This is a genomic window from Halovenus carboxidivorans, assembly GCF_009831575.1.
GTDB lineage: Archaea > Halobacteriota > Halobacteria > Halobacteriales > Haloarculaceae > Halovenus > Halovenus carboxidivorans.
The window spans coordinates 711,319-725,289 of the sequence record NZ_WUUT01000001.1 but is presented as its reverse complement, the minus strand read 5'-3'; the positions used below and the strand labels follow the sequence as shown (position 1 = coordinate 725,289).

The window sequence follows — 13,971 nt, the reverse complement described above, 5'->3', positions numbered from 1 at the left end:
CGAGACCGAACCGGTTCACGTCTGGAATGCTGACCGAGCGGTGCCGACCGTACGCGTGATAATCGTCTTGAGACTCCGTCTGCGTTTGACGAACAGCAAGAGTGCGATAGCCGCGTAGACACCGGTGTACGCGTACAGCACTAGCTTACTGTTCGAGGTGAGCGCGGGCTCGCTGTAGGTCTGAATGATGTAAAACTCCGCGAGCACCTGCGAACTGAACAGGATCAGCAGTGTGAGTGCCTCGCGGAGGCTGATCTCGAAATTCAGCAGGATGGCGATGGCGAAGAAGCTCTGGGCGGCGGTGATCCAGATCTCGGCGGACTGTTTCGGATCGAACGACAGCGTTCCGATTTCACCGGCAGAGATGGAGTAGACGACTGCCAGCGTGCCGATCAGCAGTGTCCACTGGTTGAGTTTCGAGGAGATCAAGGCGTTGAATCCAGCAGTCGTACGCGCCTTGTTCACGAGGTAGGCGACGACGATGAGTTCGGGGCTTTCGGAGGCCAGCGGCGCGATCCACTGGATCATGAAGAACTCGGGGATGCCGAACTGGAGCCCGAGTTCTTCGAGCCCTTCGGCGAACGGGTGCACTGCGGTGAAGATGATCGCACCCGAGAAGACGAATCCGAACAGCGTGGAGGCGATCCGTCTCGGCTTCGAGAGTTGCTGGAAGTACGCCGGAATGCCCACGTGGACATCGGGCTCGGTAACGTCACCGCGGATGATGATGGCGATGTACAGGAGGAACAGACCGACGAGAACCACCGAATCGACCGGTCCGATACCGCCGCGAAGCGGGATGAAAAACGCGTAGATCGTGGCGATCAGCAGAAAGGCGATTTCGGTCGCGATTTTGGGGTCGAGTTTGACAACGTCGGTGAGAAAGCCCGACCGCCTCTCGACAGCGATGTCCGCGCTCTTCCGGGCGCGATAGATGGTGAATATCGCGATGCCGGACCACCCCAGACCGATCAGAATCCGGTTCGCGCCGGTCATGTTCGCGACGGCGAGGTTACCGGCCTCCGCGGAGCCGGCGCCCGCCCGCCAGGCGTACAACGCGTCCACCGCGTACTCCGGTGCGACCGCAAGCACCGCGAGCACCGCAATTGCGAATGCCGTCGGGACGTCTTTTTCGGCCGTTTCAGCGGCCCAGGCGAGCAGAAACGCCGCACCGAGGATTGCGACCCCACCGATGAGAACCGCCAAGCCGGGTGCGATGTTCTCACCTGGATGGATCGCTCCGTACCCACCGTAGGAGAGAACTGTCCCGATCCACGGGACTGTCAGTGCCAGCGTCAATGCGACAGCGACCAACGGGTGCCGGAGCCGCCCTATCATGGTCCAGATAATACGAGGCTGGCACCTACGTCTTTTGCTTGTCCAGCAGACTCCGCACAATCGAACGCGGAGATAGACTTTTTTTCCGAGGGTGTGAGAAGCCAGTATGGCCGAGGAGTACGTCGTCCACGAGCAGGAGGATACGCTGGGTGAGGGCGAGTCAGAGCCGCGGATACTGGCGCGAAACGTCGAGATTGCCGACTCGACGCTCTCACAGATGCGAGGGCTGATGTTCCGCTCGGAACTCCCCGAGGCGCTCGTTATGGAGGTCGGGGGCGGGTTCTCGCTGACAGGCGGGCCGCCCCGGCAGTTCGTCCACATGCTCTTTGTCAGACACCCGCTCGACGTGATCTGGCTGGCCGACGACGACGTGCAGAAGGTCGCGCGGATGCGTCCGTGGCGCAGCGTCGGAATGGCCAAGGCGGACCGGATCATCGAACTCCCGGCGGGGGCGGCCGAGGGCGTCGAAGTCGGTGATACCGTCCGGGTCGTCGACGAAACGGACGTAAACGAGTGACGGACATTCGCGGACAAACAAGCAGAAAATTTGGGACTACAGCGGTCAGTTCAACCAATATATACGACACGTCGTAAATATCCGCTATATACAGGTAGCGGTCGCAAAAGTAAGCGTTATAGGTGAGGACGTCAGGAGACACGAGTAGGGTAACATGACCCGTGATCGATTTATTCGGGGGCCACCCCGAAACTAACTCACTCTCCGACGCTTCCGACGTACAGTTCCTCGATACGACGCTCCGGGATGGCGAACAAGCCCCTGGTATCTCGCTCACCCCGGACGAGAAAGCACGTATCGCTCGCAAGCTCGACGATGCGGCAATCGATGTAATAGAGGCTGGTAGCGCCTGCACAGGGGCGGGCGAACGCGAGACGATCCAGCGCGTCACCGATCTGGATCTGGACGCGACGGTGACGAGTTTCTGTCGCGGCATCCAGAACGATATCGATCTGGCGATGGACTGTGACGTCGACGGGATCAACCTCGTCGTACCGGCGAGTGACAAACACGTCACGGAGAAAGTCGGGACCACGCCCGAGGAGAACGTGGCGACGACTGCCGACCTCGTCGAGTACGCGAAAGACCACGGCCTCTGGGTCGAGGTCATCGGCGAGGACGGCTCCCGGGCCGACCTCGAGTACCTCGAAGAGCTGATGGCCGCGGCGCTTGCGGCCGGTGCGGACCGGGTCTGCTACGCCGACACCGTCGGCCACGCGACCCCGGACCGGACGCTCGAAGTCGTCTCGACGCTGTCCGACCTGGGGCCGACGAGCACCCACACCCACGACGACCTGGGACTCGCGGTGACGAACGCCCTGGTCTCGATTGCGGCGGGTGCGGACCTCGTCCACGGCACCGTCAACGGCATCGGTGAACGGGCGGGCAACGTCGCCCTCGAAGAGGTCGCCATCGCGCTCGACCACGGCTACGGCGTCGAGACGATGAACCTCGAAGCGGTGTACGAACTCGCCCAGTTGGTGGCAAACAAGACGGGCATTCCGCTGGCGCCGAACAAGGCTGTCGTCGGACAGAACGCCTTCACCCACGAGTCGGGCATTCACACCGACGGCACGCTCAAAGACGACGCCATGTACGAGCCGTACCCGCCCGAGAAGGTGGGTCGGAAACGGCGGCTCGCACTCGGCAAACACGCCGGCCGGGCTGGCGTGGAGGCGGCGCTGGACGAGCACGACATGGAGGTCACCGACGACCAACTCGGTGAGATCGTCTCCCGGGTCAAGAAGATCGGCGACCGGGGCAAGCGCGTCACCGACGCCGACCTGCTGCGAATCGCCGAGGAGGTCAGCGGCAGCGACCGCGAACAGCGCGTCGAACTACTCGATCTCACGGCCGTCAGCGGGGTCAGCCCGCCGACCGCGAGCATCCGACTCGACGTCGACGGCGAGACGCGAGAGAACGCCGCGACCGGATCCGGACCGGTCGACGCCGCGATGAACGCGGCCGTCGAGGCGCTCTCTCACGAGATCGACGCCGCCCTGGAGTCGTATCACGTCGATGCGATCACCGGCGGCACCGACGCCATCGTCACCGTCGAGGTGGAGATGTCTCGCGGCGACGACACGGTTGCAGTCTCGAAAAGCGACTCGGACATCACCGGCGCTTCGGTGACCGCGATGGTCGAGGCGATGGATCGGCTCATCGAACGCAGCGACCGAGTCATCGCCGACGACTGATCCGGGACCGGGTTTTCGAGTAACCGTTGTTATCGAGGCGATCCGACGGCCCTCACCGGCCGCAGTTATCCGGCAAAATTATCCTTTTTCGAGGAGCGACGATCAGGAATACATCGGGGATCTGATACCGAGACGGCGTGCGGTTTTCCGAGCGACGGTGAAGAACGGCGGTCATATAACGGGTACAAATTCTGTCAATAACGGCGGTCAGTACCTGCCTTTGTTTCGGATCCGGGGCCGAATTTACCCGATAGCGAGGGCGAAAGTAGTGTGATCGCATAGCCTCTGTTAATGTACGGATACCGAGAGACAGGTCGAGCCAACAGCGGGCCGGCCGGTGAGCACGGATGAGTGACGTGTCGGTCGTCGGTCCGGCGTGGCTCGACGACCACCGCGACGAGGTAGCGGTCGTCGACGTTCGCGACGAGAACAGCTACGAGTCCGTCGGACACGTTCCGGGCGCGGTGAACGTCCCGTACGAGGCGATCAGGGACCCGACGAGCGGGACGGCGGGTCACCTCCCGACTCCGGCGGAATTCGCCGGACTGTGCGCCGAGGCGGGTATCGACGAGGAGACGCCGATAGTCGCCTACGACGACGGGCCGGGCGTCTACGCCGCCCGTCTGTTGCTGACCGCCGCGGCCCTCGGCCACGAGGGCGAGTTGTACCTGCTCGACGGCGGCTACGACGACTGGAGCGACAGCTACGAGACCGAGACCGGACCGGTCGAGGGAGACGAAGCCGCGAGCTACGACGCCGACGAGCCCGGATCGCCCGTCGTCGGCCGCGAGCGCGTCGAGACCGCGGTGGACGAGGACGAGACGGTGCTCGTGGACACCCGCTCGGCCGCGGAGTACGACTCCGCCCACATTCCCGGCGCGGTCCAGCTCGGCTGGGAGGATCTGGTCGCCGACGGCTCGCTCAAAGACCGCGAGGAGATCCGACGGATGCTCGCCGACCGCGGCCTGGACGCGGACCGCGAAATCGTGCTGTACTGTAACACGGCCCGTCGGCTGAGCCACACCTACGCCGTCCTCTCCGAGTTGGGGTACGAATCGGTCTATGCCTACGAGGGAAGTCTCACCGACTGGATCCGCGAGGAGTCCGACGACTGGAGTCCCGAGGGGCTCGAACAGCAGGTCCGGGAGTACGCCGACGAGGGGTTCGAGGCGCTGGTCGACGCCCACGGCGACGGCGTGCTCGACCGCCTGAAACTCATCGGGCTCTACCACCAGAAACAGCGCGGCTACTTCATGCTCCGGACGAAGGTGCCCGGCGGGAACCTGACCGCCGAGCAGGCCCGCGTGATCGGGGAAGTCGCCGACGAGTTCGCGACCGCCCCCGAGGAGTACGGCGGAGCAGAGCAGAACGCCGAGTTCGGCGACGCGTATCTCGACATCACCGACCGCCAGGACATCCAGATGCACTGGATCGAACTGGAGGACGTGCCGGAGATCTGGGACAGGTACGACGAGGTCGGACTGACGACGATGCAGGCCTGTGGCAACTCCGTCCGCAACGTCGTCGCCTGTCCCGTCTCGGGACTTGATCCCGAGGAGGAACTCGACGCGCAGTCGGTCGCCGACAGGGTGACCGAACGGTTCCTCGGGGACGAGCACTACGCGAACCTCCCGCGGAAGTTCAAAGTCTCCGTCACCGGCTGTCACGAGAACTGTGCCCGGGCGGAGATCAACGACCTCGGTCTGCTCCCCGCCCGGAAGGACGGTCGGGTCGGGTTCAACGCCAAGATCGGTGGCGGGCTCTCGGACGGACCGCGGATCGCTCGGGACCTCGATCTGTTCGTCGAACCCGACCAGGTCGTCGATCTGGTCGAGGCCGCCGCGGACTTCTTCATCGATCACGGGAGCTACCTCGACACGGCGGTCAACCGCCTGCGGTTCCTGGTCGCGGAGATGGGCGTCGAGACCGTCCGCGAGGAGATCGAGGCCCGGGCGTCCTTCGAGTTCGAGTCGGCCGGCGAGGGACTCACCGAGCGCTACCGCGGCGACCACGTCGGCGTCCACGAGCAGGCCGACGGCAACCGCTACGTGGGGCTGAACGTCCCGGTCGGCCGGATGGGCGGCGCGGAGTTCGCGCGTCTCGCTGACCTCGCGGAGCAGTACGGCAACGGCGAGGTGCGGGTCACGCTCAACCAGAACGCCGTGCTGCCGGGCGTCGCTCCCGACGAGGTCGAGCAGTTGCGCGAGGATCCCGTCGTCAAGCGGTACAGCCCCGACCCCGGTCCGTTCACGCGCGGCGTGCTGGCCTGCACCGGCAAGGAGTACTGCACCTACGGCATCATCAACACGAAAAACCGGGCGGTGCGGTGGGCCCGCGAACTCGACGAGTGGTACGAACAGGAGTACGACGGTCCCGCCGACCCGGACGCGATCCGGATGCATCTCTCCGGCTGTTCGGCCTCCTGTGCGCAGCCGCAGATCGCCGACATCGGCCTGCGCGGCGAGGATCGCCGCACCATCGAGGGCAGCGAACCGGCGGTCGATGTCGGACTCGGCGGTGATCTGGGCCGGGAACGGTTCATCGACTGGATCGTCGGTAGCCACCCGACCGCCGACCTGCCGGACGCGGTCCGGCGGGTACTCGACGCCTACGCGGCGGACACCGAGGACGAACCGTTCAGCGTCTGGGTCGAACAGACACCCCGGGAACGGCTGTTCGATCTCGTGACCGACCGGGCCGAATCGACTGCGACACCAACGGAGGCCGATGACTGATGTCGAAAGGAGAGAACCGAACTGACCACCTGCCCCGCTCGCCCGGGGTGGGAGACGATCCCCGAGAGCACAAAGACACGAACACCCCGCCGGGAAAGATCCGGTTCCGTGACCTCGACGAGGCCGTCATCGAGGCCGACCGCTGTATCCAGTGTGGGAGTTGTGCGGCGGCCTGTCCCTCCGACTCCATCGGGATCGACGAGATTGACGGTAAACCGACGCTCGTGAAGATGTGTACCGGCTGTTCGCGCTGTTGGGATTTCTGCCCCCGCAGCGGCCTCCGGTACGAGCGGGTCATCGAGGAGACCGAAGCGAACCGCGAGGGATCGACCAGCGCCTACGCCGTCCGGGCCGACGACGACTCCGCACGGGAGGCCGGACAGGACGGCGGCGCGGTGACGGCGCTGCTCGCGGGCCTGCTCGAGGCCGGCGAGATCGACGGTGCCGTCGTCGCTCGCGAGCGCGAGGACGAACCGCTGCGCGGCGAGGCGATGCTCGCGACCAGCCGCGAGGAGTTGCTCGAAAGCGGCGGGTCGATCTTCAACCAGACGATGCAACTCGGCGAGATCGACCGCGTGGTCGGTGAATCCGACCTCGACGATCCGGATCTGGCGCTGGTCGGCACGCCGTGTGTGATCCAGGGCGCGAAAGCGTTGGAGTCGTTCGGGCGACCGGGCGAGGGCAGCGAGATCGCGCTGACGGTCGCGCTGTTCTGCACCCGCAGTTTCGAGTACGACCGGCTGACCTCGCTTCTGGTCGAACACGGGGTCGAACCCGAGGCGGTCGATCACCTCGACGTGGCCGACGGAAAACTGTTCGCCTACGGCGAGTCGGAGACGCTGCTCGAAACGGACGTCGAGGCGTTCGACGCGGCCGGACTGCCCGGCTGTGAGGAGTGTGCGGATTTCACCGGCCGAGCGGCCGATATTGCCGCTGGCAACGTCGCCAGCCCGGACGACGCGACGACCTTCGTCGTCCGCGGCGAGCGAGGGGCCGACGCGCTCGATGCCGCCGCGTCCGAACTCGAAATCGAGGATCTGGGCGACGACACCGCGCTCCGGAAACTCGCGGGCTGGAACAGGCGCAAGGCCGAGGAGACGCTCCCCCGCGAGTTCGACCCCGAGGGGGACCTGAGCATCGGCTACGAGCAACACCGCGAGCGCTACGACGACACCGACCGGGCGCCGCAGTCGCACAACCCGGCCCGCGCGTACCAGTACGAACGGTGGTGCTGACTGGAGTCGCTGAACCGCCGGCCCGCGGCACGTCTGACAGTCGACTGACGGTTACTTTTCAGTCGGGATCACGTATTCGAGCAGACGCGTATGTCCGACCCTTCCGACCGGAGCCGGGACGAGTCAGAGACCGAGCCGGTCCATCTGGTCCCCGACGGCGAACTCGAGCGCCTCCGGGCCGACCGCGACCGTCTGTCGGCGACCGTCAACGCCCTCGAAGCCGAAAACCGAATGCTCAAACTGGAGATCGCCGCCCTCGAACGCCGACTCGAACAGAAAGAGCGCAACCGCCAGCAGATCGTCGAGAACTACGAGCGGATCCTCGCACGCAGAGCCGCCGACTCCGAAGCCGATCGAGCGGAGACCGCAGAGGACCGCTTTCGGCTTGGCAGCCTCCTGTTCGGCCGCTCCGACGAGAACTGAGGGCGGTCGTCGCGGCGGCGACACCTCTAATTACCGGTCGGCCGTAGCCGGGGGTATGAGTGACTCAGAGCAGGCCGAAGCCGGGACCGCCGAGGGCCAAGGCCCCGTCGAAATCGACGAGGAGATGGCCCGCCACCTGGAGAACAAGCGCGAGGAGTTGTTCGAGAAGTTCGAGATGCCCTACGAGTTTCCGCCCGAGGTGATCGAAGAAGCCGAGGCCCGGACGGAAGACGTGCAGGCGGAGATTCGGGAAGAGATCGGTGACCGGGAGGATCTGCGCGAGTTGACGACGTGGACGACCGACCCCATCGACGCGCAGGACTTCGACGACGCGATCTCCGTCGAGGAGCGCGACGACGAGTACGTCCTGTGGGTCCACATCGCCGACGTGACCCACTACGTGACCCCGGACACCGAGATGTGGGACGAGGCCCGGCGCCGCGCGAACACCGTCTATCTGCCCGCCCACACCGTCCACATGCTCCCGCCGGTGCTGGCCGAGACCGTCTGTTCGCTGGTCCCCCACGAGGACCGCCTCGCGCACACCGTCGAGATGCACCTCGACAAGGAGACGCTGGGCTACGAGACCATCGAGATCTACAAGTCGGTCATCCGCAGCGACGCCCGCCTGACCTACACGCAGTGTGAGGACATTCTCGACGACCCCGACGCGGCCGACGAGTTCCTCGAAGACGCGGACATCGACCTGGCCGAGAAGACCGAACTGGTCTGGGAACTCGCCGACCGGATGCACGAACTCCGCAAGGAGGACGGCTCGCTCGTGCTCAACCCCCGCCGCGACCGTGCACACACTATCATCGAGGAGTGCATGCTGAAGGCGAACAAGGCGGTCACCCACGAACTGATGTGGGACCGCGGCGTCGAGGCGATGTACCGCGTCCACCCGCAACCGAGCCCCGACGAGTGGAACGACGCCCTCCGGGAGATCCAGGAACTCGACGGCGTGAGCGTGCCGGGCGAGGCCTGGGACGACCCGCGGAAGGCCGTCAACGCGACCCTGGAGGAGGCCCCACAGCGCCAACTGGACAAGATCCAGTGGGCGGTGATGAAGGTGATGCCCCGCGCGAAGTACATGAACGACCCCTTCGGCGGCCACCACGCGCTGAACTTCGAGATCTACGGCCACTTCACCTCCCCGATCCGGCGGCTCTCCGATCTCGTCAACCACTGGATCGTCCACACCAACGACGTGCCCGAGGATCTGGTCCAACTCTGCGATCACGCCTCCGAGCGCCAGCAGGACGCCGAACAGTGCGAACGGGAGTACAAGGACTTCCTCGAAGAGGTCGGACTGGACCCCAGCGCCGTCAACAACCGCGGACTCGAAGTCGTCGAGGACTAACCGTCCGTGCGGGAGCAGGTGTGGCTGAGAAGGATCTCACCGCCGGCCTCGATACGGCCCGGCTCGCTGGAGTGGTAGCCGTAGTAGAGTGTGACCTGCTCTACGTTCCGAGTTTCACAGAGATACCGTGCGTACTCGGTGCGGTGAGCGGTGACATTCTGGAAGATGAGTTTCTGGTAGAGCTTCCGCCAGCGGAATCCGGGCATCCGTTCGGCCTGCTTCGGGGAGTCGCGAGCGAGCGGTTCGTCGTGGAAGGCGTCGACAGAGCGTCCGTCAGGCCGTGTGGCCGGCGTGGCGAGCCACCAGGACCGCTCCGGCGGATCGGGGGCGAACATCCGCCAGTCCTGTCCGAGATCGGACGTTTCGATGGCGCTGTCGGCCGTCTCCGGAGTGTCGACCAGCCCGGCCGCGCTCACGGCCGAGAGGAGGCTGACGAAGATAATCAGTGCGGGCACTCCGACGAAAAACAGCTGTCGGCCGCGGCGGCGAACCGGGGCGGGGAGGGCCGCGCGAAGGCGGCCGCCGGGTAGATCGACCGGAACGGCTCCAGCCGACAGCGCGTCGGGGAGAGACGGCGGATCGATACCGAGGCGCCGCCGGATCTTCCCCGCAGTTCGGGCCGCCCACGCGTACGCGCCGGCGGGGTACAACACGAGCAGCCCGGTGATCGAAATCAGCGGGAAGTGACCGACCGACAGCGTGAGCAACATGCCAACGTGGAAGGCGACGAACAGCGAGACCAGCACCGTCCGCGCCCGCCCCGTCGAGAGGACGAGCAGCGGGGAACCGAGAAGGAGGACGAACCACGCGTAGGTGGCGGCCGTCAGCACTCCCGATCCGATGAGCGGGTCGGCCAGCCAGTCCGCTAGCAGATAGGTGAACTGGGCGGTCCCGAACACGTCGGCGACGGCCTCGCCGGAGCGCCAGGCTTCGCTGTCGAGTTTGTGCGTGGCGTTGACCGCGTAGACGATGACGACCTGTGTGATGATCCCGGCGGTCGCGATAGAGACGACGCGCTCGCCCGGCCCCCGGAGGGAGTGCTCCCCGAGTGGCAGGAACACCGCCCAGAGGACGAACGTCCGGAGGATCACGTCGCCGCCGTTGAGGACGTAGGGGTTGCGCATCTGGATGACGACCAGCCCGAGCAACGCGCCGACGGCGGCGAGTCGCGCGCGACGGCCGGCGATCAGCGCGAGCGCACAGCACGTGGTGACGAACAGAGCCGCCAGGGGGAGCCAGGGGTCGGGAGCGGCGAGCAGGAGTTCGTAGGCCCCGCCGTACTCGGTGAGGACGACAGAGCGCGGGACCGCCCCCGCATCGGTGTACAGCGCACGGAACGAACGGAGTCTGGTGAACACGTCGACCAGCAGAACCAGCCCCAGGGCGACCCGAAAGGCCGCGAGTGCCCGGCTATCGACGCCGAGACGGGCGCCGAGCCAGTCGGGGACCGCGCCGGAGCGAGCCGTCGACATCGGCGGTGGGTAACAGCAGGGTCGGGGTAAGTCTTCCGTCAGTCCTCGGCCAGCGCCTCCGCCCGACGCTCGAAGTCGACCGCGCCGGCCCGCACGGACCACGCGGCGTACCGGCCGTCCTGGTCGAGCAGTGCTTCGTGGTCGCCGCGCTCGACGACCTCCGGTCTTCGAGGACGAGAGTCTCGTCGGCGTCTTTGATCGTCGACAGCCGGTGAGCGACAGGGAGTGTCGCCCGGTCGGCCGCGAGCCGTTCGCCGGACTCCCGGATCGCGAGTTCGGTCTCGGTGTCGACGGCGCTGGTCGCCTCGTCGAGGATCAGGATCGGGGGGTCGGCGAGCACGACCCGAGCGACGGCGATGCGCCGGCGCTGGCCGCCGGGGAGTTTCACGCCGCGTTCGCCCACCCGGGTCTCGTCGTCGTCAGAACTCACTACCCCTCGATACCGGTCCGATCCTCTTACAGGCCACTGTTCCGGGGGTCGATCCGAGCGCGAGAGGGCGCGGAGCGACTGATATTCCTTCTGCCAGCGGCAAGGGTCGGCCAGTCCACAAGCCGGACAAGTGTTCGTCTCCTACCCGTCGTTGCACATGAGTTCTGCACTATTCATCGTCAGTGAGCACGGCTACTGGGGCGAGGAGTGTATCACGCCGCTCGAACGCCTCACCGAGGCCGGGATCGACATCACCGTCGCGACACCGACCGGCGAGAAGCCCGAGATCGACGAGCGGTCGATCGACCCCGAGGAGGTCGGCGAAGAGACGGCCGAACACGTCAGCGAGGTCCACGAGACCGACGAGCGACTGGCCGACCCCGAACCGATCGCGACCGTCGACGCGAGCGAGTACGACGCCGTCGTCTTCCCCGGCGGGCACGGCACCTGCTGGGACGTGAACCAGGACAAGCAGGCTCGGGCGGCGCTGCGGACCGCCGTCGAGGGCGAGGACGGCATCGCCCTGGTCGTCTGTCACGCCGTCGGCATCCTCGCGTGGACGCGCGACTCCGACGGGGAGATCCTGGTCGCGGACCGGGACGTGACCGGCTTCCCCGACGCCTGGGAGGACGGCATCGTCGACGACCACGACCTGATGCCCGACGGCCGGAAACTGCCGTACTGGGTCGAAGAGGAGGTCCGTGCGGCCGGCGCGAACTGGGACGCCGAACTCGACGCCGACACGAGCGTCACCGTCGACGGCGATCTGATCACCGCGCGCGGACCGCCGTCCTCGGCGGCCGCGGCGGAGACGCTGCTCGACGAACTCGGAGTAGAGGACTGACGCGTCTGTCTGCGGTATCGGCCCGCCGATGTGTTTTTTCGTGGGTAGTTCGTATCCTGTCACACGATGCGCGTCGAGATCGATTACTGCGAGGCCTGTGGCGGCCTGGGGATGGCAATCGAAGTGCGCGACGCGGTGATTCAGGACTGTGGAGAGGTCGTCGAAGACGTCGATCTCACCCCGGTCGACGACGGATCGTTCCGGGTGTTCGTCGACGGAGCCGAGGTGTTCACCACAGACGCCGAGGAGTACGACCTCGCCAGCGTCACGCAGACAGTCTGTCAGGCCGCAAAATAGCGAGGGGGATTACTTGCCGCGACCGTTGCCGGCGTTGAGGCTCGGGCGGGTCTTCTCCGCGCCCTTGCCGCGCTGTCCGAGTCCGCGGTTCTGCTTGCCGGCGCTGGTGAGACCGCGCAGCGCGCGGTTCTTGTGGGTGTCGTCGCAGATCCAGTTGAGGTCGTCGTCGTTCTCGATTGCGGGGTGTTCGGGGTCGACGAGGATGACTTCGTGCCACTTCTGGCTGCCGTCTTCCCCGACCCAGTAGGAGTTGAGCACGCGCATGTTCGGGTGCTTGCGCGCGGCGCGTTCCTCGGCGACGCGCTGGATGTCCTTCCGTCGGGTGATCCGCGTGACACCCTGTCGTTTCGAGCGGCGACCGGCCTTGAAGCGCTGTTTGCGCGCCCCGCCCTTACGGACGCTGACGCGAACGACCGTGATGCCCTGCTTGGCCTTGTAGCCGAGCGAGCGGGCACGGTCGAGTCGCGTCGGGTTGTCGACGCGCTCGATAGCGCCCTGGTCGCGCCACTCCTGTTGTCGTTGCCACTGCAGTTCCGCGAGTTTGCCGTCGTCCGGGTCCTTCCAGGCGTCCCGGATGTGTGCGTAGAAGCTCTTTGCCATGGGTATTCACCCACGGGCGTTGTGTGGTTCAAGCCGTGAGGCTCACATCCCGACCTGTGTGACAGGTGCCCGCTGGTGCCCGTGACCGCCAGCGAGTTACTGGTCGTACCGGAGTTGCGAATAAAAGGATATCGAACCGCGACGACAGCGGTATATTCGTACGACGGGTAGTTAGTACCGTATGACAGCCTCTGCGCGGACGTGTGTCAACTGTGGCGAGTCGCTCGCGGTGTTTCAGCCGGTCTGTGAGCACTGCGAGACGAGCCACGAGTGGACCTACCGTGGCCCCTGTCACGACTGTCAGGCCGTCGTCTCCTACACCGAAGACGCGTGTCCGGAGTGTGGGACGGCGCTGTCTGTCTGGCGCCTGCTGGAAGCCGAGGCACTCGACCGCGACGAGCATATCACGGTCTGGAAAGACGCCGTTCCGCGGCCGACCGAAGCGGGCTATCAGGTCCACGTCGGGAGCTTTCAGGGGCAGTGGATGGATTACCGGCGCTCGCTCGGAGAGGGTGATATACACGTTCGCTCGTACCCGAAACGGTACGAACTCCACCACGACGACGTGAGCGCGCTCACCGACCCCGCGAGACACCTTCTCAGACACGGCCCGACGGCGGCAGCGGCCAGCGGAATCGGACTGGCGGCCCGGTTCGGGAAGGCGGTCGCCGAGTCCGGACGGCTACTGGGTGCGACCGGCCCGTACCGGTGGCTGTCGGCGGACCGCGACGAAACCGAGCAGTCCGCGGACTGAACGCGACGCTCCCGACCCGGACGGACATGTTTTGATAATCAGAGTAAGTCTTAAGTAACATCAATCAAAGTGGCAACCGGTAGCACATAACAATGAACAGCGCAACGGATGCGGGGCTGGACGAGGACAGGTTCCGGCGAATCAAGCAGTTCATCATCGTCATGGTCGTAGTCAATCTCCTCGGCGTGGGCGGGTTCGCGCTGCTGGTCCTCACGTAGCCGGCGGGTGACGCGCCAGCAGATTTATCTTCGACTATCGAGATGCAT

At 65.8% G+C, this 13,971-nt stretch carries 13 protein-coding genes and 1 pseudogene; 10 read left to right on the top strand and 4 right to left on the bottom strand.

Translation table 11 applies throughout. From position 1 onward, the window contains the following. Positions 1-15: 15 nt before the first annotated feature. Positions 16-1,338, bottom strand: coding sequence for a sodium:calcium antiporter (locus GRX03_RS03565; protein WP_159762791.1), 1,323 nt, complete (start codon positions 1,336-1,338; stop codon positions 16-18). A gap of 106 nt (positions 1,339-1,444) precedes the next feature. Here GRX03_RS03565 and GRX03_RS03560 point away from each other — a divergent pair, with 106 nt between their 5' ends. The 6 genes from GRX03_RS03560 (at position 1,445) to GRX03_RS03535 (ending at position 9,308) form a co-directional block, all read left to right on the top strand. Further along, positions 1,445-1,855: a DUF192 domain-containing protein gene (locus GRX03_RS03560; RefSeq protein ID WP_159762790.1), complete on the top strand. Its 411-nt coding sequence runs from the start codon at positions 1,445-1,447 to the stop codon at positions 1,853-1,855. A 161-nt stretch (positions 1,856-2,016) separates the two neighbouring features. After that, entirely contained in the window at positions 2,017-3,552 is a 1,536-nt protein-coding gene (locus GRX03_RS03555) for a (R)-citramalate synthase (RefSeq protein ID WP_368277936.1), read from the top strand. Between the two features lie 347 nt (positions 3,553-3,899). Continuing rightward, entirely contained in the window at positions 3,900-6,287 is a 2,388-nt protein-coding gene (locus tag GRX03_RS03550; RefSeq protein WP_159762789.1) for a rhodanese-like domain-containing protein, read from the top strand. Continuing rightward, entirely contained in the window at positions 6,287-7,522 is a 1,236-nt protein-coding gene (locus GRX03_RS03545; protein WP_159762788.1) for a Coenzyme F420 hydrogenase/dehydrogenase, beta subunit C-terminal domain, read from the top strand. The genes GRX03_RS03550 and GRX03_RS03545 overlap by 1 nt, the downstream gene beginning before the upstream one ends. Before the next feature lie 90 nt (positions 7,523-7,612). Next, positions 7,613-7,945: a hypothetical protein gene (locus GRX03_RS03540; protein WP_159762787.1), complete on the top strand. Its 333-nt coding sequence runs from the start codon at positions 7,613-7,615 to the stop codon at positions 7,943-7,945. 55 nt (positions 7,946-8,000) lie between these two features. Further along, a complete protein-coding gene (locus GRX03_RS03535) occupies positions 8,001-9,308 on the top strand; it encodes an RNB domain-containing ribonuclease (RefSeq protein ID WP_159762786.1) in 1,308 nt (435 codons plus the stop codon). Here GRX03_RS03535 and GRX03_RS03530 read toward each other — a convergent pair. Then, positions 9,305-10,780: an HTTM domain-containing protein gene (locus GRX03_RS03530; RefSeq protein ID WP_159762785.1), complete on the bottom strand. Its 1,476-nt coding sequence runs from the start codon at positions 10,778-10,780 to the stop codon at positions 9,305-9,307. The genes GRX03_RS03535 and GRX03_RS03530 overlap by 4 nt on opposite strands. 38 nt (positions 10,781-10,818) lie before the next feature. Further along, positions 10,819-11,192, bottom strand: a pseudogene (locus GRX03_RS16720) (ATP-binding cassette domain-containing protein); the annotation flags it as partial. 175 nt (positions 11,193-11,367) lie between these two features. On the opposite strand from GRX03_RS16720, the gene GRX03_RS03520 reads away from it, so the two are divergent. Then, on the top strand, positions 11,368-12,054 hold the full coding sequence (locus GRX03_RS03520) for a type 1 glutamine amidotransferase domain-containing protein (RefSeq protein ID WP_159762784.1): 687 nt from the start codon (positions 11,368-11,370) through the stop codon (positions 12,052-12,054). 66 nt (positions 12,055-12,120) lie between these two features. Further along, entirely contained in the window at positions 12,121-12,351 is a 231-nt protein-coding gene (locus GRX03_RS03515) for an Rdx family protein (protein WP_159762783.1), read from the top strand. Between the two features lie 9 nt (positions 12,352-12,360). Here GRX03_RS03515 and GRX03_RS03510 read toward each other — a convergent pair whose 3' ends face one another. Beyond that, complete coding sequence (locus GRX03_RS03510; RefSeq protein WP_159762782.1) at positions 12,361-12,951, bottom strand: 50S ribosomal protein L15e; 591 nt, start codon at positions 12,949-12,951, stop codon at positions 12,361-12,363. A 181-nt stretch (positions 12,952-13,132) separates the two neighbouring features. Between GRX03_RS03510 and GRX03_RS03505 the strand changes: the two genes are divergently transcribed. Next, positions 13,133-13,705 (top strand): hypothetical protein, encoded by a 573-nt coding sequence (locus GRX03_RS03505; RefSeq protein ID WP_159762781.1) that lies wholly within the window; start codon positions 13,133-13,135, stop codon positions 13,703-13,705. A gap of 92 nt (positions 13,706-13,797) precedes the next feature. Further along, positions 13,798-13,923: a hypothetical protein gene (locus GRX03_RS16870; RefSeq protein WP_267902755.1), complete on the top strand. Its 126-nt coding sequence runs from the start codon at positions 13,798-13,800 to the stop codon at positions 13,921-13,923. Positions 13,924-13,971: the final 48 nt, after the last annotated feature.

What these genes read in the sequence shown, in the direction of transcription:
- GRX03_RS03565 (WP_159762791.1), bottom strand. Translation starts at nt 1,338, where the DNA reads ATGATAGGGCGGCTCCGGCACCCGTTGGTCGCTGTCGCATTGACGCTG.
- GRX03_RS03560 (WP_159762790.1), top strand. Translation starts at nt 1,445, where the DNA reads ATGGCCGAGGAGTACGTCGTCCACGAGCAGGAGGATACGCTGGGTGAG.
- GRX03_RS03550 (WP_159762789.1), top strand. Translation starts at nt 3,900, where the DNA reads ATGAGTGACGTGTCGGTCGTCGGTCCGGCGTGGCTCGACGACCACCGC.
- GRX03_RS03545 (WP_159762788.1), top strand. Translation starts at nt 6,287, where the DNA reads ATGTCGAAAGGAGAGAACCGAACTGACCACCTGCCCCGCTCGCCCGGG.
- GRX03_RS03540 (WP_159762787.1), top strand. Translation starts at nt 7,613, where the DNA reads ATGTCCGACCCTTCCGACCGGAGCCGGGACGAGTCAGAGACCGAGCCG.
- GRX03_RS03535 (WP_159762786.1), top strand. Translation starts at nt 8,001, where the DNA reads ATGAGTGACTCAGAGCAGGCCGAAGCCGGGACCGCCGAGGGCCAAGGC.
- GRX03_RS03530 (WP_159762785.1), bottom strand. Translation starts at nt 10,780, where the DNA reads ATGTCGACGGCTCGCTCCGGCGCGGTCCCCGACTGGCTCGGCGCCCGT.
- GRX03_RS03520 (WP_159762784.1), top strand. Translation starts at nt 11,368, where the DNA reads ATGAGTTCTGCACTATTCATCGTCAGTGAGCACGGCTACTGGGGCGAG.
- GRX03_RS03515 (WP_159762783.1), top strand. Translation starts at nt 12,121, where the DNA reads ATGCGCGTCGAGATCGATTACTGCGAGGCCTGTGGCGGCCTGGGGATG.
- GRX03_RS03510 (WP_159762782.1), bottom strand. Translation starts at nt 12,951, where the DNA reads ATGGCAAAGAGCTTCTACGCACACATCCGGGACGCCTGGAAGGACCCG.
- GRX03_RS03505 (WP_159762781.1), top strand. Translation starts at nt 13,133, where the DNA reads ATGACAGCCTCTGCGCGGACGTGTGTCAACTGTGGCGAGTCGCTCGCG.
- GRX03_RS16870 (WP_267902755.1), top strand. Translation starts at nt 13,798, where the DNA reads ATGAACAGCGCAACGGATGCGGGGCTGGACGAGGACAGGTTCCGGCGA.